Here is a 24,151-nt window from a genome sequence, read left to right on the forward strand (position 1 = left end):
TGCGCGACGTCATGGAGGCACCTCCCCCTCCTCCGTCGCCGCACGTTCCTCACCGCCTGCACCCACCCACACGCAAAATTCCCTTCCTCGACGCAAAAACCCCGTGCTAACATGCCCCGAAATGTTACCGGTAACTATCCGGCACAAAAAACCGGACACGGCCCTATTCGGAGACAACCCGCCATGCCGCAAACCCCTCGCCGCCTGCGCAGCCAGGAGTGGTTCGACGATCCCGCACACGCGGACATGACCGCGCTCTACGTCGAGCGATTCATGAACTACGGGTTGACGCGTGAGGAATTGCAGTCGGGCCGTCCCATCATCGGCATCGCGCAGACGGGCAGCGACCTGGCGCCGTGCAATCGCCACCACATCGAACTGGCCGAACGCACCAAGGCGGGCATTCGCGACGCGGGCGGCATCCCGATGGAATTTCCCGTGCATCCGCTGGCCGAGCAAAGCCGCCGGCCCACCGCGGCACTCGATCGCAACCTGGCGTATCTCGGGCTGGTGGAAGTCCTGCATGGCTTTCCGCTGGATGGCGTGGTCCTGACGACCGGATGCGACAAGACCACCCCCGCCTGCCTGATGGCCGCGGCCACCGTGGACATGCCCGCCATCGTGCTGTCGGGCGGACCGATGCTCGACGGCTGGCACGAGGGCAAGCGCGTCGGCTCGGGCACGGTGATCTGGCACGCCCGCAATCTGCTGGCTGCCGGCGATATCGACTACGAAGGTTTCATGCAGCTGACCACGGCATCGTCGCCGTCGATCGGCCACTGCAACACCATGGGCACGGCGCTGTCGATGAACAGCCTGGCCGAGGCGCTCGGCATGTCGCTGCCGGGGTGCGCGAGCATTCCCGCCGCCTACCGCGAGCGCGGCCAGATGGCATACGCGACGGGCAAGCGCGCCGTCGAGCTCGTCCGCGAAGACCTGCGCCCGTCGAAGATCATGACGCGCGCGGCCTTCGAGAATGCCATCGTCGTCGCCTCCGCGCTCGGCGCATCGACCAACTGCCCGCCGCACCTGATCGCCATCGCGCGCCACATGGGCGTGGCACTGAGCCTGGACGACTGGCAGCGCTTCGGCGAATCCGTGCCGCTGCTCGTCAACTGCATGCCGGCCGGCGAATACCTCGGGGAGAGCTTCCACCGCGCCGGCGGCGTGCCCGCCGTGCTGCGTCAACTCGATGCGGCCGGCCTGCTGCGGCGCGACTGCCTGACCGTGTCCGGCCGCGCGATCGGCGAGATCGCCGACACGGCGCAGGAGGCCGACCGCGACGTCATCCGCACGCCCGACGCGCCGCTCAAGCATGGCGCCGGCTTCATGGTGCTGTCCGGCAACTTCTTCGACAGCGCGATCATGAAGATGTCGGTCGTCGGCGAGGCCTTCCGGCAGACCTACCTTGCGGAGCCGGGCGCGGAGAACACCTTCGAGGCACGCGCCATCGTCTTCGAAGGCCCCGAGGACTACCACGCCCGCATCAACGACCCTCGGCTCGACATCGACGAACGCTGCATCCTGGTGATCCGGGGCTGCGGCACGGTCGGCTACCCGGGCAGTTCGGAAGTCGTCAACATGGCGCCGCCCGCCCATCTGGTGAAGCGTGGCGTGACGTCGCTGCCATGTCTCGGCGATGGACGCCAAAGCGGCACGTCGGCCAGCCCGTCGATCCTGAACGTGTCGCCGGAAGCGGCCGTCGGCGGCGGCCTGGCCCTGCTGCGCACGAACGATCGCATCCGCGTGGACCTGAATCGCCGCAGCGTCGACCTGCTCGTCGACGCAGAAGAACTCGCGCGCCGCCGCGAGACCGCAAGCTTCACCGTGCCGCAGGCGCAAACGCCGTGGCAGGCGCTCTATCGCCAGTTCGTGGGCCAGTTGTCCACCGGCGGCTGCCTCGAACCGGCCACGCTCTATCTGAAGGTCATCGAGCAGCGCGGCAACCCGCGCCATTCGCACTGATCCACCCGCCCACGACTCTTGCCGAGCTGACGACCATGCGTACTCCTTCCGTTTCCGACTGCCTGCCGCACGACCTTGCGCAGGCCCTGCTGATCGGCCGCGTCTGGCGGCACGACGGCGCCCACGCGGGCCCGAGCGTCGTCGCCGTGCGCGGCGGCGACGTGTTCGACATCACGCGCACCGTGCCGACCACCGCGGACCTGTTCGACCGCCCCGACGCCGTCGACATCGCCCGCACCGCCCCCGGCGAATCGCTCGGCCGCGTCGAGCCGCTGTTGCAGGCGGCACTGGACGGCGCGTCCGGCACGCTGCGCCTGCTCGCCCCGTGCGACGTGCAGGCCATCAAGGCGTGCGGCGTGACCTTTGCCGTCAGCCTGATCGAACGCGTGATCGAAGAACAGGCCGGCGGGGATCCTGCCAGGGCGACGGAAGTACGCGAAACCATCGTCGCGACCATCGGCACCGATCTGTCGAAGATCGTCCCCGGTTCGGACGCCGCCATGCGTCTGAAGGCGGAACTCGAGCGCCGCGGCGCGTGGTCGCAATACATGGAAGTCGGCATCGGCCCGGATGCCGAGGTGTTCTCCAAGTCGCAGCCCATGTCCGCGGTGGGCTTCGGCGCGGACGTGGGGCTGCTGCCCGGATCGGTGTGGAACAATCCGGAGCCGGAGATCGTGCTGGCGGTCGCCAGCAACGGCCGGCCGGTCGGCGCCACGCTCGGCAACGACGTGAATTTGCGCGACATCGAAGGCCGCTCCGCGCTGCTGCTCGGCAAATGCAAGGACAACAACGGTTCGTGCGCGATCGGCCCGTTCGTGCGGCTCTTCGACGGCGGCTTCACGCTGGACAGCGTGCGGCAGGCCAGCGTGTCGCTGCGCGTCGACGGCGCGGACGACGACTTCGTCCTCGACGGCATCAGCCACATGCGCGAGATCAGCCGCGACCCGGCCGATCTCGTCGCGCAGACCTGCGGCGCGCATCACCAGTATCCGGACGGCTTCATGCTGTTCCTGGGCACGATGTTCTCGCCGATCCAGGACCGCGACGCACCTGGCGGCGGATTCACGCATCACCTGGGCGACCGCGTCACCATCTCCACGCCCGCGCTCGGCGCGCTCGTCAACGTCGTGCGGCTTTGCACGGAGATCGCGCCGTGGACCTTCGGCGTGCGCGCGCTGTACGCCAATCTGGCCGCACGCGGCCTGCTCGATGCCGCGGCATGCCGTTGAGCCGATAAACCGCATGCCGCCCGCATCCGGCACGACGCAGCCGAACCGGGAACGAAATATGCGCGCATCCCGGTTTGCCGGTTGCACGGCAGGTTTTGCAACGCAGGCAACCGGCGTCATGACCCGCAATTACAAGGAGAAAAGCGATGACTCTGCTTATCTACCTGCTCGGATGGATCATTTTCATCGCCGGCGTGGCATGGGGCCTGATGACGCTGCACGTGTCGCAACACATCATCGAGATCGTCGCCGTCATTCTGTTCGGCATCGCGGTGATCACGGGCGCGACGCGCGCACGCAATCGCGACCGGACATAGCCCCTGAACGCGCGCCGGATGCCGCATGCGTTCAGGCGTCGTGCAGCACGGCGGCCGCGTCAATATAATCGGCTTTCCCGACGAATCGATGATCGGCGACGTGCCGGTTTCGATCGTGTATTCGTACAGCCGAATCTGGAGCCGAGATGACCCTACCCGCCGTTCCGTTTGCCGAATCGTTCGACCTCGAGGCTGCCTTCGCCGATGTATCGGAGTACTGGTCGCCGAAGGTCGTCGCGCAGGTCAACGATCAGTACGTGAAGGTCGCCAAGGTGCGCGGCCAGTTCGTGTGGCACGACCATGCGCATGAAGACGAGCTGTTCTTCGTCGTGCGCGGCCGCCTCAGGATCGAGTATGAAGGCGGCCGCGCCGTCGACTTGCCCGCCGGCTCGATGCACGTCGTGCCGCGCGGCACGCGGCACAATCCGGTCGCCGACGACGAATGCTGGGTCGTGCTGATCGAGCCCGTGCAGACGAAACACACCGGCGACGTCCAGTCGCCGCTGACCCGGACGATCGACGAGCAGTTGGGCCAAACGCGCTGAGTCCCGTGGCGGCGTCGCTTCGGCCATCCGCCGCGCGACGGCCGCACCGGGTTCAACCGCGAGCGGACACGACGCCGTCGAGTTCGCGCACGGCATCCTCCGGCAACGCCAGCGAACCGGCGGCAAGATTCTCGCGCAGATGCGCGACCGACGACGTTCCCGGAATCAGCAGGATGTTCGGCGCGCGGCGCAGCAGCCACGCGAGCGCGGTCTGCATCGGCGTCGCGCCGAGCCGCGCGGCGACGGTGTCGAGCGCGGACGACTGCAACGGATTGAAGCCGCCGAGCGGAAAGTACGGTACGTAGGCGATGCCGTCGCGGGCAAGCGCATCGACGAGATCGTCGTCGTCCCGATGCGCGAGGTTGTAGTGGTTCTGCACGCAGACGATGTCGCAGATCCGGCGCCCTTCCGCGACCTGCGCGGCCGTGACGTTGCTCAGCCCGATGTGCCGCACGAAGCCTTGCCGCTGCAGTTCGGCCAGCGCGGACAGCGGCGCCTCGATCGAGCCCTCGGCCGGGCCGTGCGTGTCGAACATGATGCGCAGATTGACCACGTCGAGCACGTCGAGACCGAGGTTGCGCAGGTTGTCCTGCACGGCGGCGGCGAGCGCTTCGGCCGAGAACGCCGGCAGCCACGAGCCGCCTTCGCCGCGCCTCGCGCCGATCTTGGTCACGATGAGCAGATCGTCGCGATACGGATGCAACGCTTCGCGAATCAGCCGGTTCGTCACGTGCGGGCCGTAGAAGTCGCTCGTGTCGATGTGGTCGACGCCCGATGCAACGGCCTCGCGGAGAACGGCAAGCGCCGCATCGCGGTCCCGGGGCGGGCCGAACACGCCGGGACCGGCGAGCTGCATCGCGCCATACCCGATGCGGTGAACGCGGCGGCCCGCGATGGAAAACGTGCCGGACTGGACGACGGGGGACATGATCGTGCTCCTGTGGCGAATGAATGAGCCGCAGGTTACGCCGCGACGCGCTGCGCGATAACCGGTCATAATCCGCACGACCTGTACGAAAGGGCGAACAATGCAAGTCGATCTGGGCGATCTGAACGCGTTCGTGGCGGTGGCGCGCGCGAAAGGCTTTCGTGAAGGTGCGCGCACGATCGGTGCGAGCGCGTCCGGCCTGAGCGAAGCGGTGCGCCGGCTGGAAGCGCAACTCGGCGTGCGGCTGCTGCACCGCACGACGCGCAGCGTGGCGCCGACCGAAGCCGGCGAGCGCCTGCTCGCGCGGCTCGCGCCGGCGCTGGGCGAGGTGGAGGCGGCGCTCGACGTCGTCAATACGTTTCGGGAGCGGCCGGTCGGCACGCTGAAGCTCAACGTACCGACGAGCGCGGCGCGGCTCGTGCTGCCGTCGATCGTCCCGCGCTTTCTCGACGCGTATCCGGAGATCCGGCTCGAGATCGTGGCGGACGAAAGCTTCGTCGATATCCTCGCGGCCGGCTGCGACGCGGGCATCCGTTACGACGAGCGCCTCGAACAGGACATGATCGCCGTGCCCATCGGCCCGCGTTCGCAACGCTTCGCCACCGCCGCGGCGCCCGCCTATCTCGACCGTCGCGGCCGTCCGACCCATCCGCGCGAACTGCTCGATCACGCATGCCTGCGCGGCCGGTTCGCGAGCGGCGCGATGCCGGCGTGGGAATACGAGCGCGCCGGCGAAGTGGTCCGCGTGGAGCCGTCGGGGCCGCTCGTCGTGCAGATCGGCGGCGCCGTCGATCTCGTCGTGGACGCCGCCTGTGCGGGGCTCGGCATCGTGCATCTTTACGAAGACTGGCTTCGTCCGCATCTCGCGAGCGGCGCGCTCGAGCCCGTGCTCGACGGCTGGTGGCGGCCGTTCTCCGGCCCGTATCTGTACTATCCGGGGCGGCGTTTCGTGCCGGCTCCGCTACGCGCCTTCGTCGATTTCATCAAGGCGGATGTCGAGCAACAGGCGTTCATCGAGAAAGGCGGATGAAAGACCTCGACGCTAGACTGCGTGCGGCACGTCCCTCGCGTAAGCGGGCGCGGCTCGCCGCTCGGCCCGCCACGGCCTGCGTGCCCTTTCACCGTCATCGACGAGGCTCGCATGCGCCATCCGACGAAACGCCCGCTGTTCGCCATGCTGCTGGCCGCCGCCGCACTGTCGTGCGCCGTGCCGCCTGCGCGTGCGTGCGACGTGCCCGCCCCCGTCACGCGCATCGATCCCCCCGGCTACTACGACGATGCGGCCGGCTATGCGCGCGCGGTGAAGCCGATGCGCGATTTCATCGCGCGGCTCAATGCGTCAGCCGACAACGGCGACTGGTCGTGCGCGGTGACGCTGCTCGAAAGCTGGGCGCAAGCCGACGCGCTGATGGGGCCGATCTCCGGTTATCAGGGCTATTACGAGCGTTCGTGGGCCGGCACCGACTTCGCGATGGTGATCCTGCGCATGCCGCGCGACGTGCGCGACGCGAACCGCGCGCGGCTCGATGCAATCGGTCCGTGGCTCGAACGGATCGCGATCGCCACCCGCGATTCGGAGGCGATCAACCATCTGCACAACAATCTCGTGTACTGGGCCGGGCTCGACCTGATCGCGATCGGCAGCGTGACGGACAACGCAAACCTCGTCGATTCCGGACTGCTGAGCGTGCGCGAGGGCATTCGCGACATCGGCCCCGACGGGGCGCTCGCGCGCGAAGTGAAACGCGGCAACCGCGCGCTGCACTACCACACGTTCGCGTTGCTGCCGCTCGTGTTCGCGGCCGAACTCGTGCAACGGCGCCATATCGATCTCTATCGGGAAAACGATCACGCGATCGGCCGTCTCGCGAATCTCGTGATCGACGCGGTGGACGATCCCGCGAGCTTCGCGAAAATCACGCCGATCCGCCAGGACCTGTTCCCGTGGACGCTGCGCGACGAGCTCGGCTGGGTCGAACCGTACTACGCGCGCTTCGGCGATCGCCGCCTGCCGGCGATCATTGCACCGCGCCGCCCGTTCAGCGAATGGCGGCTCGGCGGCAACGTGACGGCGGCGTGGGGCGCGCCGCTGCGGTAAGCGGCAAGCGCCTCCACGCAGACCGCCTCACCGCCGGTTCGAACGCGACACGACGTCGATCCACACCGCCAGCACCAGCACCGCGCCCTTGACGATCATCTGCCAGTACGCGTCGACGTCGAGCATCGACATCCCGTTGTCGAGGCTCGCCATCACGAGCGCGCCGATCAGCGCGCCATAGACGGTGCCCGACCCGCCGCGCATCGACGTGCCGCCGATGAAGCATGCGGCGATCGCGTCGAGCTCGCCCATCGTGCCGGCCGACGGCGAGCCGGCCGCGAGCCGCGCGGTGTTGACGATGCCCGCGAACGCGCACATCAGCCCCATCAGCGCGAAGATCGCGAGCTTCACACGATCGGTGTCGACGCCCGACAGCCGCGTCGCCTCCAGGTTCGAACCCACCGCATAAATGCGCCGGCCGAACACGGTCTGCGTCGCGATCCACGAGAACGCGCCGAGCAGCGCGAGCAGCAGCAGCACGGGCACCGGGATGCCGCCGTAGCGGTCGAGCGTCGCGACGAACGCGAACAGCACCGCGCCGGCGCCGACCACTTTCGCGACGTCCTGCCACAGCGGCGCGACCGCGAGCCGATAGCGGTGCCGCGTGCCGCGCTGCCGAATGACCAGCAGCGCGACGAGCGCGAACAGCAGCACCGCGAGGCCGTCGCCGGCCGCGCGCGGCAGATAGCCCTGCCCGATGAACACGAAGCCGTCGGACACCGGCGCGATCGTCGAGCCGCCCGTCACGCCGAGCAGGATGCCGCGGAACGCGAGCATCCCGCCCAGCCCGACGATGAACGACGGCACGCGCCGGTAGGTCGACCACCAGCCGTTGAACAACCCGACCAGCACGCCGAGCGCGAGCACGGCCGGCACCGTCGCGGCGACAGGCCAGTGGCGATTGACGTCGAGGATCGCCGCAATGCCGCCGAGCAGCCCGAGCAGCGAGCCGACCGACAGGTCGATCTCGCCCGCGATGATCACGAACACCATCCCGCATGCGAGCATCCCGGTGATCGACATCTGCCGCAGCAGGTTCGACACGTTGCGCGGCGTGACGAACGCGCCGTCGGTCAGCACCGAGAAAAACACCCAGATCGCCGCGACCGCGAACAGCAGCGCGAGCACCTTGTAGCGCACGAAGATCTGTCGAAGCGGATGGCGATGCGTGCGGCGCGCGTCGGCGTCCGGCGGCACGGCGGAAGAGGAGGAAAGTTCGCTATTCATGTGGCACTCGCTGCAATGGGTTCGGCCGGCTGCCGCGCGGGCTTCAGCGCGGCGCCGAGTATCTGTTCCTGCGTGAGACCGTCATTGACGAAATCGCCGCGCAGCTCGCCTTCTCCGATCACGAGCACGCGATCGGCAAGCCCGAGCACTTCCGGCAACTCCGACGACACGACGATCAGCGCGACGCCGCGTTGCGCGAGCGCGAAGATCAGCCGGTAGATCTCGGCCTTGGCGCCCACGTCGACACCGCGGGTCGGCTCGTCGAGGATCAGCACCTGCGGGTCGGCCAGCAGCATCCTGGCGAGCACCGCCTTCTGCTGGTTGCCGCCGGACAGGCTCGCGATCGGCAGAAAGGGATGCGCGGCACGCACCGACAGCCGCTGCATCTCGGTGCGGATCGCGTCGAGTTCGGCGGCCGCGTCGATCCGCCCGTGGGCGGCGAAACGGCGCAGCACCGACAACGTGATGTTGTGGCCGACGCCGAGCTGCGGCACGATCCCGTGACGCTTGCGGTCCTCGGGCACCATCGCGATGCCCGCGCGGATCGCATCGGCCGGCGAACGGATCGCGAGCGGCCGGCCGTTCATCCGCACGCTCGCCGTGCTCGCGCCCGGATATGCGCCGAAGATCGCCTGCATCAGCTCGGTGCGGCCGGCGCCGACCAGCCCCGCGACGCCGAGGATCTCGCCGCGCCGCACGCTGAACGACACGTCGTCGACGCGCTTGCGGCGCGGGTTCGCCACGTCGTGACAAGTCACGTTGCGCGCTTCCAGCACGACGTCGCCGATCTCGTGCGGCTCGCGCGGATACAGGTTGCGGATCTCGCGGCCGACCATCATCGCGATGATCCGGTCGGTCGTCATCCCGCGCATCGGCTCGGTCGCCACGTGGCGGCCGTCGCGGATCACGGTCACGGTGTCGCACACCGCGTCGACTTCGTCGAGCTTGTGCGAGATGTACACGCATGCGACGCCGCGGCGCTTCAGGTCGCGCACGATGTCGAGCAGGATGCGCGTCTCGGCCGCACTCAGCGACGACGACGGCTCGTCGAGGATCAGCAGCTTCGCGCGCTTGTTCAGCGCCTTCGCGATCTCGATCAGCTGCTGATGGCCGCCGCCGTAGTTCATCACCGGCTGCGCGACGTTGATCGCGTCGATCCGCAGCTCGCGCAACAGTGCCTCGGAACGCCGCACCATCTCCGCGTAGTGCATGCGCCCGCCGGGCAGCGTGATCTCGTTGCCGAGGAAGATGTTCTCCGCGACCGACAGCTCGGGCACGAGCATCAGTTCCTGGTGGATGATCACGATGCCCGCGCGCTCGGTATCGCGCACGCCGGACGCGACGAGCGGCGCGCCTTCCCAGCGGATCTCGCCATCCCACGTGCCGTGCGGGTAAACGCCCGACAGCACCTTCATCAACGTCGACTTGCCGGCGCCGTTCTCGCCGCACAGCCCGACGCACTCGCCGGGCCGCACGGTCAGATCGATTCCGTCGAGCGCCTTCACGCCATCGAATGCCTTGACGATGCCGCGCATCGTCAGCAAGGGTTCGGTCATACGTTCATTGCCTCGCAGTGAGCATGCGGCCGCACCTGGCCGGCCGCATGCATCCTGCCCGTCGCGCCGTTACTGGCTCGCGAGCTGGGCCTGGGTATAGAAGCCGTCCTTCACGACGACGTCGACGTTGCGCTTGGTCAGCAGCGTCGGCTGCAACAGCACCGTGTCGACCTTCTTCTTCCCGTTGTCGTACTGCGCGTTGAACGCGGGCTTCGTGCCCTTCGCGAGATCGACCGCGAGCTTCGCGGCTTCGCTCGCGATCAGCTTCAGCGGCTTGTAGACGGTCATCGTCTGCGTGCCGGCGATCACGCGCTTGACCGCCGCGAGGTCCGCGTCCTGCCCCGACACCGGCACCTTGCCGGCCAGGTGTTGCGCGGCGAGCGCCTGGATCGCGCCGCCTGCGGTACCGTCGTTCGACGCGACGATCGCGTCGATCCGGTTGTTGTTCGCGGTGAGCGCATCCTCGACGATGCGCAGTGCGGTCGATGCGCTCCATTCGGGCACCCACTGCTGGCCGACGACCTTGATGTCGCCGCGATCGATCGCCGGCTTCAGCACCTTCAACTGGCCCTCGCGCAGCATCTTCGCGTTGTTGTCGGTCGGCGCGCCGCCGAGCAGGAAATAGTTGCCCTTCGGCTTTGCATCGAACACGCCCTTCGCCTGCAGTTCGCCGACCTTCTCGTTGTCGAACGAGATGTACGCGTCGACGTCCGCATCGAGGATCAGACGGTCGTACGACACGACCTTGATGCCGGCCTTCCTCGCTTCGGCGACGACGTTGCCGAGCGTCTTCGAATTGAACGGCACGATCACGATCACGTCGACGCCGCGCGAGATCAGGTTCTCGATCTGCGAAATCTGCCGCTCCTCGCTCGCATCGGCCGACTGCACCGACACCTTCGCGCCGAGCTTCGTCGCGGCCGCGACGAAATAGTCGCGATCGCGCGACCAGCGCTCGACGCGCAGGTCGTCGATGCAGAAGCCGATCTCGGGCTTGTCCTTGCTCGCATGCGCGAGCGGCGCGCCGAGCGCGAAGAGCGCCAGCGCTGCGGCGCCGGCAAGGGAACTCAATACGGTACGACGCGTCACGGATTTCATGTCTCCACTCCTTGTTATTGGACAACTCACGAACACCGGGCGGCCGCGGGAATGCGCCGCCCGCATCGAGTCACTGCAAAGCACGGGATCGCACCGGCGAAGCGCCGGTCACGCGCCCGTCGCAAACACCGGCTCGAGCGCGCGGTAAAGCGCGCGAAACGTCGGCCGCCGCGCATCGCGATACCACGCGTGTCGCGCGGGATCGGGCTCGCGCACCGCGACGATCGGCGGCTGCGGACACACGTCGTCGAGCGACGCATCCGGTTCGAGCGCGAGATGCGCGAGCCGTGCGGCGCCGAGTGCCGGGCCGACCTCGCCGCCCGCGCGCAGCGTCAGCGCGCGACCGCTCAGGTCGGCGAGCATCTGCGTCCAGTACGCGCTGCGCGAGCCGCCGCCGATCACCGTGATGCCTTCGGGCGCCAGTCCGGCCGCATGCAGCGCATCGATGCCGTCGAGCAACGCGAAGCCGACGCCTTCGAGCGTTGCGTTCGCGAGATCCGCGCGCTGCGTGTCGGGCGTGAGCCCGTAAAACACGCCCTTCGCATTCACGTCGTTGTGCGGCGTGCGCTCGCCGCTCAGGTAAGGCAGGAACCACGGGCGGCTGGCGCGCGCGTTCGCCTCGGCATCGGCGAGGAGTGCGGCAACGCCGTCGTAACCGGCCAGTTGCGCGGTGAAGTCGATGCAGCCGGCCGCGTTCAGCATCACCGACATCAAATGCCAGGTATCGGGCAGGGCGTGGCAGAAGCTGTGCACCGCCGATTCGGGGTTCGCGCGAAACCCGTCCGACACCGCGAAATAGACACCCGACGTGCCGAGCGACAGCAACGCGTCGCCGGGCCGCACGATCCCGACGCCCACCGCGCCGGCCGCGTTGTCGCCGCCGCCGGCCACCACCGGAATCTCGCGCAGCCCGAGCGCGCGCGCGACGGCCGGCAGCAGCGTGCCGGTCACGCGGTTGCCCTCGAACACGGCCGGCATCTGCGCGCGCGACAGCCCGCACGCGGCGAGCAGCGTATCGTCGTAGTCGCGCTTCGCGACGTCGAGCCAGAGCGTGCCGGCGGCATCCGACGGATCGGTCGCGAACGCGCCGGTCAGCCGGTAGCGCAGGTAATCCTTCGGCAGCAGCACGTGTGCGATGCGCGCGAACACGTCGGGCTCGTGGTGGCGCACCCACAGCAGTTTCGGCGCGGTGAAGCCCGGCATCGCGACGTTGCCCGTCACCGCGCGCAGCGCGGGTACGAGCCGCTCGAGTTCCGCGCACTCCGCGTCCGCACGGCCGTCGTTCCACAGGATCGCGGGGCGCAGCACGTCGCGGTGCGCATCGAGCAGCGTCGCGCCGTGCATCTGCCCGGTCAGTCCCAGCGCGTCGATGTCGCGCGGATCGATGTCGGCCGCGCGCGCCTCATCGACGACCGCGGCCAGCGCGCCGCACGCGGCGTCCCACCAGTCGCGCGGCGCCTGTTCGGACCAGCGCGGCCGCGGCCGGCTCACCGTCAGCGTGCGGCTCGCGCTCGCCCGCACCACACCGTCGCGGTCGAGCAGCACCGCCTTCACGCCCGACGTGCCGAGATCGAGTCCGATGTACATGGCGTCAGCGCAGCCCGTAGATCGCCTGGTTCACGATGTTCTCGAGCCGCTCCTGCGCGCCGCTCACATGCCGCGGGTCCACGCCGCGCGCGAGCGCGTCGTCCGCGAGCGACTGCAGCGTATAGCCGCCCGACAGGATCTTGCGGCCGAACGCGTCGTCCCACTGCGCGTAGCGCTGCCGGCGCAGCGCATCGAGCCGGTCGTTCTCGACCAGCACGGCCGCGCGTTCGAGCGCGAGCGCGAGCACGTCGATCGCGCCGACGTGGCCGTAGAACAGGTCTTCCGGATCGATGCTCTGGCGCCGCACCTTCGCGTCGAAGTTCATCCCGCCGGTCGTGAAGCCGCCGTGGCGCAGGATCTCGTAGAACGCGAGCGTCAGTTCCTCGACGCTGTTCGGGAACTGGTCGGTATCCCAACCGTTCTGCGGATCGCCGCGGTTCGCGTCGACGCTGCCGAACACGCCGAGTGCGAACGCATTCGCGATCTCGTGATGGAACGAGTGGCCGGCGAGCGTCGCGTGGTTCGCCTCGATGTTCACGCGAATCTCGTTCTGCAGTCCGTACTGCATGAGGAAGCCGTGCACGGTCGCGACGTCGTAGTCGTACTGATGCTTGGTCGGCTCCTGCGGTTTCGGCTCGATCAGCAGCGCACCCTTGAAGCCGATCCGGTGCTTGTGCTCGACGACCATCGACAGGAAACGCGCGAACTGATCGCGCTCGCGCTTCAGGTCGGTATTGAGCAGCGTCTCGTACCCTTCGCGGCCGCCCCACAGCACGTAGTTCTCGCCGCCGAGCCGGTGTGTCGCGTCGAGCGCGTGGCGCACCTGGGTCGCGGCCCACGCGAACACGTCGGGGTTCGGATTCGTCGCGGCGCCCGCCGCGAAGCGCGGGTGCGAGAACAGGTTCGCAGTGCCCCACAGCAGCCGCACGCCGCTCGCCTGCTGGCGCTCGCCGAGATAGTCGACCATCCGTGCGAAATTGGCCGCGTACTCGCGCAGGCTGTCGCCTTCCGGCGCGACGTCGGTGTCGTGGAACGTGTAGAAAGGCGTGCCGAGCTTCGTGAAGAACTCGAATGCGGCATCGGCCTTCATCCGCGCACGTTCGAGCGCGTCGCCCGGCTGCTGCCACGGCCGCCGGAACGCGCCCTGCCCGAAGATGTCGTGCCCCGGCCATACGAACGTATGCCAGTAGCAGACCGCGATCCGCAGATGCTCGGCGAGCGTCTTGCCGAGCACGCGTTTCTCGGGGTCGTAATAGTGGTAAGCCAGCGGGTTGTCCGACTGCGGACCTTCGTAGCGAATGGCGGGAATGTGTTCGAAATACGACATGGTGTCTCCGTGCTGGGTCTTGGTGCAGCGCAACGCGCGTCGCGACGACGCACGCGGTCGAATCCGGTTGGCTGGATCGTGCCCGCGCGACTGCCGGCCGGCAATTGCGAAATTGCGCAGCACGCTTAACGTTTCTTGCCAGCCGCTGCGCGCGGCGTGCGTTCCGTCCTACAATCGCCGGACACCAGAGAACCGCGCGGCACCGCCCGCGCGCCCCGGAGACAATGGCGAGACGCCCGAGCGGCGCCCGCCCCGAGACCGACATGACCCGTGCCTCTTCCGCCCAGACGCCGCACCGCATCGCGCTGCTGTTCAACGCGAACAAGGTCTACGACCGCGAGATCATCAGCGGCATCGGCCAGTACCTGCACACGACGCGCGTCGTGTGGGACCTGTTCCTCGAAGACGACTTCCGCTGCCGGCTTGCCGGCATCGAACGCTTCGACGGCGACGGCATCATCGCGGACTTCGACGATCCGGCCGTCGCCGACGCGCTCGCCGGCTCGCCGCTGCCGATCGTCGCGGTCGGCTCGTCGTATGAGGATCCAGCGCAGTACCCGGACGGCGTCCCATATATTGCGACGGACAACCCGAAGCTCGTGTCGCTCGCCTATACGCATCTGATCGGCGCGGGGCTCACGCATTTCGCGATGTACAGCCTGCCGGTCGCGCAGGAGAACCGCTGGGCGCAGCAGCGTGAGCTCGCGCTCGACCGGCTCGCGCGCGCGGACGGGCTCGACGCGCCGATCTACCGCGGCGTGTCCACGAGCGCATCGGGCTGGAATCACGCGATCGAGCAGTTGATCGGCTGGCTGCATGCGCTGCCGAAGCCCGTCGGCGTGATCGCGGTCACGGATGCGCGCGCGCGGCATCTGCTGCAGGCGTGCCTGCTCGCCGGCATCGCGGTGCCGGAACAGGTCGCGATCATCGGCATCGACAACGATCCGCTCACGCGCACGCTGACGCGCATTCCGCTGTCGTCGGTGATCCAGGGCACCGAGGAAATGGGCCGCACCGCCGCGCACCTGCTGCACCGGATGCTGCGCGGCGCGAGGTTTCCCGGGCAGCGCATCCTCGTGCCCCCGGTCGGCATCAACGTGCTCGAATCGACGCGCCACCAGCCGCTCGCGAGCCCGCACGTGATGCGCGCCCGGCATTTCATCCGGCAGTACGCGTGCCAGGGGATCAAGACCGAACAGGTCGCCGACTATGTCGGCGTGTCGCGCTCGCTGCTCGAAGAGCACTTCCGGCGCGAACTGCAGCGCACCGTGCACCAGGAAATCCTGCGTCACAAGATCGAGGCCGCGCAGGCGCTGCTCGCGAGCCGCAATGCGTCGAGCGCGGAAGTCGCGATCCGCTGCGGCTTCACGTCGCTGCAATACATGTATGCGGTGTTCCGCCGCGAACTCGGCTGCACGCCGCGCGAGTATCAGGAACGCGCGGCATCGGCTCACTGAATTCACCGCTCACGAGCGAACCCACACATGCATATCGACACCGACTCCCCCCGCCCGGCATCCGACGTCGGCCGCATTCCGTCCGAACCGTGGGGCACGCTGCCCGGCGGCGACCCGGTGCGGCGCTACACGCTGCGCAACGCGCACGGCATGCGCGTCGTCGTCAGCGATCTCGGCGCGACCGTCGTGTCGTGGCTCGCCCCCGACCGCACCGGGCGCTTCGCCGATATCGTGCTGGCGCACGACACGCCGGCCGAGTACCTCGAATCGGGTGCGTACCTCGGCGCGACGGTCGGCCGCTGGGCCAACCGGATCGCGGACGCGCGCTTCACGCTCGACGGCATCGATTACACGCTCGACCGCAACGAGAACGGCAATCTGCTGCACGGCGGCGCAAGCGGCTTTCATCGCGCGCGCTGGGACGTGATCGACGACCGCGGCGAGCTGACGCTGCGGCTCGATTCGCCGGAAGGCGATGCGGGATTCCCCGGCAACGTGAGCGTGCAGGTGCGCTACGTGCTCGACGACGACGGCACGCTGACGATCGACTATTCGGCACGAACCGATGCGCCGACCCCGCTGAACCTCACGAATCACAGCTACTTCAACCTCAGCGGACGCGCGGGCAGCGACGTGCGCGGCCACCTGCTGCAGGTCGACGCCGACGCGTTCGTCGAAGTCGACGACGCGCTGATCCCGACCGGCACGGCCGACGTGACCGGCACCGCGTTCGATTTCCGGCAGAGCGCGCCGATCGGCGCCCGCCTCGACTGGCCGCATGCGCAGCTCGCGCGCGGGCGCGGCTTCGATCACTGTTACGTGCTGCGCGACCCTACGCGCGGCGTGCGGCCCGTCGCGTCGATCTACGATCCGGAAAGCGGTCGGGAGCTCACCGTGTCGACGGATCAGCGCGGGCTGCAGCTCTATACGGGTAACTATCTGGATGGCGTGCGCGTGGGCGGCGGCATCCCGTGCGTGCGGCATGCGGCGCTGTGCGTCGAAGCCGGGTTCTATCCGAACCAGGTCAACATGGACGCGTTGCGCGATGAAACCATCCTTCATCCGGGCCAGACCTATCGCCAGACGACCCGGTATCGGGTCGGCATTCGCGGATAGCAGGCAACGCACGCGTTCTTTGCGTCGGCATCGGCGGTTGCGCTCGCGCAGCGTTGGCCGCCAGGCCGGTGCGGTTTCCGACGTCACAGATCGGGGCGCCGGAGCTCGTCGCGGGAATCAACGGGGGGGCGCGGGGTTGACGCACGGAGCGCGCCGCGTCGACGTCGCGCATCGGCCGGCCGTTCACGCATTCGCGTTTCTGCGTGAATGGCCAGCCGTCCCGCTTTCGATCCCGATCCGGTCAGAACTTGTGCCGAATCCCCGCATGCTCACGCACGCGAAGCTCGTGCTCAAGCAGCTCGAGCATGCGCAAAGCGATCTCGAACGAATGCGCGGGCGCGTCGAGGGGCGGCTGAGCGTCGGCGTCACGCCGTGGCTGACGATGACGTTCCTCGCGGAAACCGTGCTGCGGTTTCGCGAGCGGATGCCCGACGTGCGCCTCGAACTCTACGAAGCGCTGATGGCCGTCGCGCAACCGCTGCTGCGCGACGGCAGCATGGATTTCGCGCTGGGTCACGTGCAGGCCGGCGGCGGCGCGCAGGAATTCGCGTTCGAGCCGCTGCTGCGCTACGAGACGTCGGTGATGGTGCGCGCCGGGCATCCGCTCGAACGCGCGAAGTCGGTGCACGACCTGCTCGAATGCGACTGGGTGCTGAATTCGTCGGCCGACGGCCAGGCCGCGCTCGTCGACTATCTGTTTACGCGGCACGGCGCACGGATCGACGAGCGGCGCATCGTGCGCGCGCAATCGGTCGCGATGCTGCAGACGATGCTCGAGCAGGCCGGCATGTGCACGTGGTGCCCGACGATCCTCGCGGCGGTGCCGCCGTTCGGTGAGCGGATGCGCGTGCTGTCGCTCAGGGAGACCTTCGAGCCGAGCGAACTCGGCATCGTCACGCGCCGCAGCAGCACGCTGAGCGATGCCGCGCGCTGCTTCATCGACTGCCTGCTGCAGGTGATCCGTCGGCATGCGCGGTCGGCGCGCAGCGAGGACCTTGCACTGTTCCGCACGCTCACGCTGCTGATCTGACGATGTGCCGGGCAGGCGCACGCGCGCGGCGCCTGCCCGGCAGCGATCCCGTATACCTCCGCGCCGCATTGCTCTATACTGCCCCCCAGTATCCGGAACCCACCGATCCCATGCCCCATTCCCCCGAAGAAAAGAAACGCGTCCTGACCCGCGTGCGCCGTGTTCGCGGGCAACTGAACGCGCTCGAGCAAGCGCTCGAGGAGGGGGCGGACTGTGGCCCGATACTTCAGCAACTGGCTGCCATCCGCGGCGCGATCAACGGCGTGATGGCCGGCGTGCTCGAAAGCCATTTGCGCGAGGAATTCACCCAGCTCGCGGATGCCCCGCGGCCCTCGTCCGGATCGATCGACGATATCGTGACCCTCGTCCGGTCCTACTTGCGCTGACCGGCGCAGGTTCGTCGACGTCCGAGCCATTCGATGATTCTTTTTTGACAGGATTGCCATGAAATCACGTGCCGCAGTTGCGTTCGAGGCGGGTAAGCCGCTCCAGATCGTCGAAATCGACGTCGAACCGCCCCGCAAGGGCGAAGTGCTCATCAAGATCACCCATACCGGCGTCTGTCACACCGATGCCTTCACGTTGTCGGGCGACGATCCGGAAGGCATCTTTCCCGCCGTGCTGGGCCACGAAGGCGCCGGCATCGTGGTGGAAGTCGGCGAAGGCGTGACGAGCGTGAAACCCGGCGACCACGTCATTCCGCTGTACACCGCCGAATGCGGCGAGTGCCTGTTCTGCAAGAGCGGCAAGACGAATCTGTGCGTGTCGGTGCGCGCCACCCAGGGCAAGGGCGTGATGCCCGACGGCACCACGCGCTTCAGCTACAACGGCCAGCCGATCTATCACTACATGGGCTGCTCGACGTTCAGCGAATACACCGTCGTCGCCGAAGTCTCGCTCGCGAAGATCAACCCGGACGCGAACCCGGAGCAGGTGTGCCTGCTGGGCTGCGGCGTCACGACCGGCCTCGGCGCGGTGAAGAACACCGCGAAGGTGCAGGAAGGCGATACGGTGGCCGTATTCGGTCTCGGCGGCATCGGCCTCGCGGTGATTCAGGGCGCCAAGCTCGCGAAGGCCGGCCGCATCATCGCGATCGACACCAACCCCGGCAAGTTCGACCTCGCGCGCGTGTTCGGCGCAACCGACTGCGTCAATCCGAAGGACCACGAAAAGCCCATCCAGCAAGTGATCGTCGACATGACCGGCTGGGGCGTCGACCACAGCTTCGAGTGCATCGGCAACGTCAACGTGATGCGCGCCGCGCTCGAATGCGCGCACCGCGGCTGGGGCCAGTCCGTCATCATCGGCGTCGCGGGCGCCGGCCAGGAAATCTCCACGCGCCCGTTCCAGCTCGTCACCGGTCGCCGCTGGCTCGGTACGGCATTCGGCGGCGTGAAGGGCCGCTCCGAACTGCCGGGCATGGTCGAGGAAGCGATGGCCGGCACGATCCAGCTGGCGCCGTTCGTCACGCACACGAAGCCGCTCACCGGCATCAACGAAGCGTTCGACCTGATGCACGAAGGCAAGTCCATCCGGACCGTCGTGCATTTCTGAAATACGCGCAACGAGATCGGCTGAAGTAACCGGTCTCGTTGCGCGATACCGCCGGCACGCCAGGCGCTCGGCCCGGACGTGCCGGCGATCGGAACCGGCGCCCAACCCGCGCGCGACCTATTTGGCCGCCTGCGCGGCCGGCGTGAAACTGCACTTCGGATCGTTCTTGCCCCGCGCCGAACAGCATTCGAGCAGGTCGCTCACCGACTTCGCGTTCGCCGCATTCCATTCATACAGGCTCTTGTTGTTGTCGATCGGCATCCAGTGCGTCATCGGATACCGGCTCGCACGCGCGTTGCTTCCCTTCGGCGGCGGCAGCAAACCCGCGGCCAGCGGCACGTAGATCTTGCAGCTGTTCTGATCGCCGATCCGGTGACAGCCGATGCAGGTATTGCCCGGCGTGCTGATCGCGTGCGACGTCCACGACGCGAAGTCGGCGCCGAGATTCACGTACTTGCCCCACGGATCGGTCGGCACCTTGTTCCAGACCTGGCCGATCCACGGACTGTACATGACCGGGCTCGCGTCGTGACACGACACGCAGCGCTTCGTCGCGGTCGCGGCCGGCTTCCACCAGAACTCCGCCGCGGACGGATGGCCGGGCGGTGGCGTCGCCTCGTTCGGCGGCGGCACGCGCGCGGCGTTCATGCCCTCGGCGCCGCCCTTCTCCGCATGAAACCAGCAGGTCTTGCCGTTGCCCGCATGATGCAGCACGATGTCGACTTCGTCGTAATACGGGCTCCGGTTCGCGCGGATCTGCTTGCGGCGGCAAAACGCCGAGATCTGCGTGTCGCCGCGCGACAGGTCGAGGATCTTCGAATACGGCGTGCACTGTCCGGACGTCGGCGCGTCGTAGGGCAACAGCGCCGGGCGATCGCACGTCATGTGCGCCGCGTAGCGCGCGGGCACGCGGCCGTTGACGGTGATCGGCACATCGGTGCCGTCATTGCAGTCGAACGCGGGAATCTCGCCGATTTCGTCGGTGCACTGCTGCGCATATTCGTGCAGCGACGTATCGCCGCTTGCGGCCGCGAGCGCGAGCGGCGCGACCTGTGCGGCCAGCATCGTCGCCAGCGCGACGACGCAGGTTCTCATCGTCATGCCGCCCCCTTCGTGTAGCGTATCGCCACCTTGCGAATGGCCTCGATGTACTTCACGTAACCGGTGCAACGACAGATGTTGCCGCCCACCCAGGTTTCGATCATCGCGTCGAGATCGCGCTCGTGCACCGGCTGCGCGCGTAGATGATCGAGCATCGCGGTCGCAGCCATCAGGAAACCCGACACGCAGTAACCGCACTGGAACGCGAACGACTCGAGAAAACTCTGCTGCAGCGGCGACAGCGCGCCGCCCTGCGCGAGCCCCTCGATCGTGTACACGTGCATGTCCGCCATCGCGCTGACCGGCGTCGAGCACGACAGCGTCTTTTCCATCGGCGCATCGGGCGCATTGCGCACGCCGACCGTGCACGCGCGGCACACGCCGATGCCACAGCACAGCTTGGTGCCCGTCAGGTCCTGCCGCTCGTGCAGGAAGTCGATGAGGTTCATGTCCGCGTCGGCCGCGTCCGCTTCGACGGGCTTGCCGTTGACGATCATTCGGACCGGATTGCTCATTGCAGTGCCTCCCGAATCTTCTCCGGCGTCACGGGCGTCACCCGGAACCGCCGCCCCGTCGCCATCGCGAGCGCATTGAGCAGCGCCGGCGCGATCGGACACATCACCGCTTCCGCGATACCGCGTGCGTTCGCGGGATCGCCGCCGGGCGGCGGTAATGCGATCAGCTCCTGCACGGGGATGTCCGGCAGCCGCGTGACCTCGTAGCGATCCAGATTCCATCGGCCGCCGCCCGGCCCGTCCGGCCCCAGCGGACAGGTTTCGGTCAGCACGTTGCCGATACCCATCGCAACCGCGCCCTGCGACTGCCCTTCCACGAGCTCCGGCGACAACTGCCGGCCAACGCTCACCGCCGTCACCACGCGTTCGACCTTCACGCGCCCGGTCGCCGAATCGACGGACACCGCGACGAGCGTCGCCGACGGCGCGTAGGTCGTGCGCCCGTAAAGCGTCGTATTGACCGGCGGCGGCTGCAGCACGCGCTTCAACGGCGTCAGGTGATACGGATCGAGGCCGACCGCCACGTAGTCGTAGTCGATCTGCGCATTGCCGGACGCGAACGGATAGGTTCCCTTCCAGAAATACCCGGCATAACTCGCATGCACGGCCGCAATCGTCTGTAATCCTAGCTTCCTGATCGTGCCGAGCAGCGCCGCCCACGGAATCGGCGCGAGGCCGTTCGCGGCGAGTGCGCGATCGGTCCAGCGCACATCCTCCGCACGCACGGGTATGCCCCACCACGCGCGCGCAGCGGGCAGCACGCTCTGCAGAAACAGCACCTGCGCGGCGCCCTTGACCGCGTGGTACTGATGGAATGCGCCGAGACAGGCGCTCGACGAACCGTAGGTGTAGCAGACGTACTTGCTGTCGTCGGGCGGACTGCTCGAACGCTTCAACCCGAGCGCGTTGAACGGCCCGATCTCGCTCATCGCAATCGTTTGCGCGTTTTGCCCGAGAAACTCGGCCGGCGCGAGACCGAGCGTCGTGGCCGCGCCGTTGCCCATGTCGGTGTATGGCGTGACCACGCGCAGGTTGCCGTCGGGCAGGATCTGCACCATGCCGAACATCCCGTCGCCGGAAGTGCCGTATGCTTCGTTCGCCATCGCGAGGCCGACGCCGTAGCGGAGGCCGCGCGCGCTGCGCTCGGCACGAATCTGCTCACGCTCGAGCCATAACGGATGACGTTCGAGCCGGTCGAGCAGCGCGTCCAGCTGCAGGTCGAACAGGATCGGCGCGCCCGTGATCGCGCGGCCCTTGCCGAGATCGGGCGCCTTGCCGAGCAGGTTGGCGCGCCGGATCTCGAACGGCGACATCCCCAGCCGGCGTGCAGCCTCGTCCATCAGCGTCTCGATCGCCATGAACGCCTGCGGCCCGCCGAAGCCGCGCTGCGAACCGCCGAAGACTTCCCGCGTGTAGGTCGACGCGGCCTGCGCGCGTGCCCGCGGAATCTCGTAGCAGCTCATCGCGCTCAACGCGGCAAGCTGCGCGACGTACGGCGACAGGTTCTTCTTTCCGCCGCCGTTCATCAGGAAATCGCAGGTGATCGCTTCGAGCTTGCCGCGGCGGTCGAACCACAGCGATTCGGAGAACTGCGTTTCGCAGCGTTTCAGGCCAACCTGGAATTGCTCGTAGCGCGACTGCTGCCAACGCAGCGCGCCCTTCGCGAACGGTGCCGCCAGGGCCAGATACAGCGGGAAGTAGGATTTGTCGCGTCCGCCGAATCCACCGCCCGGGTAGCACGCGATGACCTGGGCCTCCTTGACCGCGACGGCGCTGCCGTCGAACAGCGCACACGCACCATTCGCATCGTCGTTCGCCGACTGCGTGCCGAGCACGAGGCTGATCTTCGACGCGGACGCGTCGTACCACGCGAGTCCCGCTTCGGGCTCCATGAACATCGGGTCCATCGCCGGCGTCTCGAACCCCTCGTCGCCCGTCGCCCGAATGCCGATCCACGTGCCGGCGGCCGCGTGGCTGGCGATCGTCGCATCGATGTTGGCGACCGCCGCCTCACGTTCCTCCAGGTACTTCGCCGTCGGCTTGCCGTTGCCGTCGGTCTGGTAGTTGTCGACGTAGCTGAACCGCCGCGCGTCGTCGCGCACGTAGACGGTCACGGGCGAATACGGCACGACCGGTGCGGCCTGGCCGGTGCCGACCGGCGCGCCGTAGCGGATCACGCCGCGATTGAAATCGAGCAGCTTCCTCGCGCGACGATAGATGTCGAAGTTCTCGAAGATCAACAGCGCGGCCGGTTGCCCGTAGCAGTCCGCCGGGTAACCCACTCGCGCGAGCCAGTAGATGTCCTGGTTCGCGATCGGATCGGGCCCCGGTGCAAGCTTGATCCTGCGCGCGCTCAGCAATGCGTTGTCGACGATGGCGATCGGCCGCAGTTCGTGCGGCAGCACGCCGAGATCGTAGCCCTGATACACGGCGTCGACCCGGTCGCAGCGCAGTGCATAAAGCCAGTTTTCCTGCTGCGGCCAGCCGACGAAGTCGCGGGACTTGAAGTCGCGCGCGTAGATCTTCTGGCCCGTTACCTTCGGCATGCCATCGATGCGCCAGCGCGCCTTTCCGGGCACCGGCGCCCAGCTCGGGCCGTCCGCATCGGCCTGCGTCTCGCCTGCGGCGAGTACGAGTGCCGGCAAATGCGTAACCGAAACGGCAACGACGGCGCCGCTGCCGGCGAGCTTCAGAAACGTCCGGCGTGTCACAGGCACATGGATGGCCATGCTGCGTCCCTCGTTCGAATTGTTATGTCGGTCCGTCGAGTGCGCGACGTGCGTCGCCACGCCGGCCGCGAGCGGCCCGATACGCGTGTGCGTCGGTGCACAGGATGTCGGTGAGAAAGCGGTGTTCCGGGCGCGGTTGCGCGCGCCGGCCGTCAGGAATCGGGAGGGAGACGACGCGCGCCGAAGTCCGGCGGCATCGCGGGTTCGGTCCGCGCGGGTGGGCGCCTGTTCGATGAAGCGTCAGGCGGCGTGCATCGCGCTGCGTATTCGTTCATGATTCCCCCGGCCCCGATCGTGCTTGACTGGCCTGTCGCCCGTATCGTCGGGCAGTCGCTCGATTTTCAGGCGCTGTGTTCGTTCTTTCCGCGACGCGGGGCGATCGTCCCGTTCGCGGCATCATTCGAGCCTGATTTTGAACAATCGTAGGAATTCGAATCGACGATTTCAAGGAGATTTTCGGGCGCGATGACGCGCGCATCGGCGGCGGCATCTGTCGATACGTGCCGCGGCCGCGCGGCGGTTGCCTGCGTCGACCAGCAATCCGGTAAACAATCGCTCGCGTTATCGACACGAATGGATTCAGCCGTGACGGCTGGTCCATTCCGGGCGGTTTTCCGTCCAGGGTTAGCCGTAGGGGGCCACCCGCGCGGGCAGTGGACTACGGCTGTCTCCATGGTCGACCATGGGTCCGGGTTGCGTTGACGCCGCTATGATCGACCTGTCTCGCGGCGCCGCCCGGGGGGAGGAGGAGCCTCCCATGAAGACGGTGACC

At 67.9% G+C, this 24,151-nt stretch carries 20 protein-coding genes; 11 read left to right on the forward strand and 9 right to left on the reverse strand.

The features are described 5' to 3' along the window. Positions 1-183 precede the first annotated feature (183 nt). The 4 genes from WS45_RS18135 to WS45_RS18145 all read left to right on the forward strand — a co-directional run bounded on the left by WS45_RS18135 (position 184) and on the right by WS45_RS18145 (position 4,056). Complete coding sequence (locus WS45_RS18135) at positions 184-1,965, forward strand: IlvD/Edd family dehydratase (RefSeq protein WP_059700955.1); 1,782 nt, start codon at positions 184-186, stop codon at positions 1,963-1,965. 35 nt (positions 1,966-2,000) lie between these two features. After that, entirely contained in the window at positions 2,001-3,194 is a 1,194-nt protein-coding gene (locus WS45_RS18140; RefSeq protein WP_059700956.1) for a fumarylacetoacetate hydrolase family protein, read from the forward strand. A 146-nt stretch (positions 3,195-3,340) separates the two neighbouring features. Further along, complete coding sequence (locus WS45_RS35680; protein ID WP_162999306.1) at positions 3,341-3,511, forward strand: hypothetical protein; 171 nt, start codon at positions 3,341-3,343, stop codon at positions 3,509-3,511. Positions 3,512-3,657: 146 nt separating this feature from the next. Continuing rightward, a complete protein-coding gene (locus WS45_RS18145; RefSeq protein WP_059700957.1) occupies positions 3,658-4,056 on the forward strand; it encodes a cupin domain-containing protein in 399 nt (132 codons plus the stop codon). A gap of 52 nt (positions 4,057-4,108) precedes the next feature. Here the strand turns inward: WS45_RS18145 and WS45_RS18150 are convergent, their stop codons facing one another. Continuing rightward, on the reverse strand, positions 4,109-4,984 hold the full coding sequence (locus WS45_RS18150; protein WP_059700958.1) for an aldo/keto reductase family oxidoreductase: 876 nt from the start codon (positions 4,982-4,984) through the stop codon (positions 4,109-4,111). A 100-nt stretch (positions 4,985-5,084) separates the two neighbouring features. Here WS45_RS18150 and WS45_RS18155 point away from each other — a divergent pair, with 100 nt between their 5' ends. Then, positions 5,085-6,014, forward strand: coding sequence for a LysR family transcriptional regulator (locus WS45_RS18155; RefSeq protein WP_059700959.1), 930 nt, complete (start codon positions 5,085-5,087; stop codon positions 6,012-6,014). Positions 6,015-6,125: 111 nt separating this feature from the next. Further along, positions 6,126-7,082, forward strand: a complete 957-nt coding sequence (locus WS45_RS18160; RefSeq protein WP_059700960.1) for a mannuronate-specific alginate lyase — start codon at positions 6,126-6,128, stop codon at positions 7,080-7,082. Positions 7,083-7,109: 27 nt separating this feature from the next. On the opposite strand, the gene WS45_RS18165 is transcribed toward WS45_RS18160, so the two are convergent. The 5 genes from WS45_RS18165 to xylA form a co-directional block, all read right to left on the reverse strand. Beyond that, the gene (locus WS45_RS18165) at positions 7,110-8,309 is read right to left on the reverse strand and encodes a sugar ABC transporter permease (protein ID WP_059536111.1); all 1,200 of its coding nucleotides are present in this window, start codon (positions 8,307-8,309) and stop codon (positions 7,110-7,112) included. Continuing rightward, a complete protein-coding gene (gene xylG / locus WS45_RS18170; RefSeq protein ID WP_059690492.1) occupies positions 8,306-9,865 on the reverse strand; it encodes a D-xylose ABC transporter ATP-binding protein in 1,560 nt (519 codons plus the stop codon). Before xylG ends, WS45_RS18165 begins: the two co-directional genes overlap by 4 nt. Positions 9,866-9,934: 69 nt before the next feature. After that, positions 9,935-10,963, reverse strand: a complete 1,029-nt coding sequence (gene xylF, locus WS45_RS18175; protein WP_059536104.1) for a D-xylose ABC transporter substrate-binding protein — start codon at positions 10,961-10,963, stop codon at positions 9,935-9,937. Positions 10,964-11,071: 108 nt separating this feature from the next. Next, entirely contained in the window at positions 11,072-12,550 is a 1,479-nt protein-coding gene (gene xylB, locus WS45_RS18180) for a xylulokinase (RefSeq protein WP_059690491.1), read from the reverse strand. 4 nt (positions 12,551-12,554) lie between these two features. After that, the gene (gene xylA / locus WS45_RS18185) at positions 12,555-13,877 is read right to left on the reverse strand and encodes a xylose isomerase (protein WP_059690555.1); all 1,323 of its coding nucleotides are present in this window, start codon (positions 13,875-13,877) and stop codon (positions 12,555-12,557) included. A gap of 263 nt (positions 13,878-14,140) precedes the next feature. On the opposite strand from xylA, the gene WS45_RS18190 reads away from it, so the two are divergent. The 5 genes from WS45_RS18190 to WS45_RS18210 all read left to right on the forward strand — a co-directional run bounded on the left by WS45_RS18190 (position 14,141) and on the right by WS45_RS18210 (position 19,034). Then, the gene (locus tag WS45_RS18190; RefSeq protein ID WP_059690490.1) at positions 14,141-15,334 is read left to right on the forward strand and encodes a XylR family transcriptional regulator; all 1,194 of its coding nucleotides are present in this window, start codon (positions 14,141-14,143) and stop codon (positions 15,332-15,334) included. Positions 15,335-15,361: 27 nt separating this feature from the next. Beyond that, entirely contained in the window at positions 15,362-16,450 is a 1,089-nt protein-coding gene (locus WS45_RS18195) for an aldose epimerase family protein (protein WP_059536093.1), read from the forward strand. Positions 16,451-16,715: 265 nt separating this feature from the next. Next, on the forward strand, positions 16,716-17,480 hold the full coding sequence (locus tag WS45_RS18200) for a LysR substrate-binding domain-containing protein (protein ID WP_059701036.1): 765 nt from the start codon (positions 16,716-16,718) through the stop codon (positions 17,478-17,480). Positions 17,481-17,590: 110 nt separating this feature from the next. After that, positions 17,591-17,866, forward strand: a complete 276-nt coding sequence (gene frmR, locus WS45_RS18205) for a formaldehyde-responsive transcriptional repressor FrmR (RefSeq protein WP_006753040.1) — start codon at positions 17,591-17,593, stop codon at positions 17,864-17,866. 58 nt (positions 17,867-17,924) lie between these two features. Further along, on the forward strand, positions 17,925-19,034 hold the full coding sequence (locus WS45_RS18210) for an S-(hydroxymethyl)glutathione dehydrogenase/class III alcohol dehydrogenase (protein WP_059536073.1): 1,110 nt from the start codon (positions 17,925-17,927) through the stop codon (positions 19,032-19,034). A gap of 117 nt (positions 19,035-19,151) precedes the next feature. On the opposite strand, the gene WS45_RS18215 is transcribed toward WS45_RS18210, so the two are convergent. Genes WS45_RS18215 through WS45_RS18225 form a run of 3 tightly spaced genes read right to left on the reverse strand, consistent with a single transcriptional unit; the run spans position 19,152 to position 23,295 of the window. Then, entirely contained in the window at positions 19,152-20,135 is a 984-nt protein-coding gene (locus WS45_RS18215) for a hypothetical protein (RefSeq protein ID WP_059700961.1), read from the reverse strand. Next, a complete protein-coding gene (locus WS45_RS18220; RefSeq protein ID WP_059690487.1) occupies positions 20,132-20,650 on the reverse strand; it encodes a (2Fe-2S)-binding protein in 519 nt (172 codons plus the stop codon). Before WS45_RS18220 ends, WS45_RS18215 begins: the two co-directional genes overlap by 4 nt. Then, entirely contained in the window at positions 20,647-23,295 is a 2,649-nt protein-coding gene (locus WS45_RS18225; protein WP_257140522.1) for a xanthine dehydrogenase family protein molybdopterin-binding subunit, read from the reverse strand. Before WS45_RS18225 ends, WS45_RS18220 begins: the two co-directional genes overlap by 4 nt. Between the last annotated feature and the right edge of the window lie 856 nt (positions 23,296-24,151).

This window comes from Burkholderia sp. RF2-non_BP3 (assembly GCF_001522185.1).
GTDB lineage: Bacteria > Pseudomonadota > Gammaproteobacteria > Burkholderiales > Burkholderiaceae > Burkholderia > Burkholderia diffusa.

Excerpts from the sequence above, each read along its gene's own strand:
- WS45_RS18135 (WP_059700955.1), top strand. The coding sequence starts at position 184 with ATGCCGCAAACCCCTCGCCGCCTGCGCAGCCAGGAGTGGTTCGACGAT.
- WS45_RS18140 (WP_059700956.1), top strand. The coding sequence starts at position 2,001 with ATGCGTACTCCTTCCGTTTCCGACTGCCTGCCGCACGACCTTGCGCAG.
- WS45_RS35680 (WP_162999306.1), top strand. The coding sequence starts at position 3,341 with ATGACTCTGCTTATCTACCTGCTCGGATGGATCATTTTCATCGCCGGC.
- WS45_RS18145 (WP_059700957.1), top strand. The coding sequence starts at position 3,658 with ATGACCCTACCCGCCGTTCCGTTTGCCGAATCGTTCGACCTCGAGGCT.
- WS45_RS18150 (WP_059700958.1), bottom strand. The coding sequence starts at position 4,984 with ATGTCCCCCGTCGTCCAGTCCGGCACGTTTTCCATCGCGGGCCGCCGC.
- WS45_RS18155 (WP_059700959.1), top strand. The coding sequence starts at position 5,085 with ATGCAAGTCGATCTGGGCGATCTGAACGCGTTCGTGGCGGTGGCGCGC.
- WS45_RS18160 (WP_059700960.1), top strand. The coding sequence starts at position 6,126 with ATGCGCCATCCGACGAAACGCCCGCTGTTCGCCATGCTGCTGGCCGCC.
- WS45_RS18165 (WP_059536111.1), bottom strand. The coding sequence starts at position 8,309 with ATGAATAGCGAACTTTCCTCCTCTTCCGCCGTGCCGCCGGACGCCGAC.
- xylG (WP_059690492.1), bottom strand. The coding sequence starts at position 9,865 with ATGACCGAACCCTTGCTGACGATGCGCGGCATCGTCAAGGCATTCGAT.
- xylF (WP_059536104.1), bottom strand. The coding sequence starts at position 10,963 with ATGAAATCCGTGACGCGTCGTACCGTATTGAGTTCCCTTGCCGGCGCC.
- xylB (WP_059690491.1), bottom strand. The coding sequence starts at position 12,550 with ATGTACATCGGACTCGATCTCGGCACGTCGGGCGTGAAGGCGGTGCTG.
- xylA (WP_059690555.1), bottom strand. The coding sequence starts at position 13,877 with ATGTCGTATTTCGAACACATTCCCGCCATTCGCTACGAAGGTCCGCAG.
- WS45_RS18190 (WP_059690490.1), top strand. The coding sequence starts at position 14,141 with ATGACCCGTGCCTCTTCCGCCCAGACGCCGCACCGCATCGCGCTGCTG.
- WS45_RS18195 (WP_059536093.1), top strand. The coding sequence starts at position 15,362 with ATGCATATCGACACCGACTCCCCCCGCCCGGCATCCGACGTCGGCCGC.
- WS45_RS18200 (WP_059701036.1), top strand. The coding sequence starts at position 16,716 with ATGCTCACGCACGCGAAGCTCGTGCTCAAGCAGCTCGAGCATGCGCAA.
- frmR (WP_006753040.1), top strand. The coding sequence starts at position 17,591 with ATGCCCCATTCCCCCGAAGAAAAGAAACGCGTCCTGACCCGCGTGCGC.
- WS45_RS18210 (WP_059536073.1), top strand. The coding sequence starts at position 17,925 with ATGAAATCACGTGCCGCAGTTGCGTTCGAGGCGGGTAAGCCGCTCCAG.
- WS45_RS18215 (WP_059700961.1), bottom strand. The coding sequence starts at position 20,135 with ATGACGATGAGAACCTGCGTCGTCGCGCTGGCGACGATGCTGGCCGCA.
- WS45_RS18220 (WP_059690487.1), bottom strand. The coding sequence starts at position 20,650 with ATGAGCAATCCGGTCCGAATGATCGTCAACGGCAAGCCCGTCGAAGCG.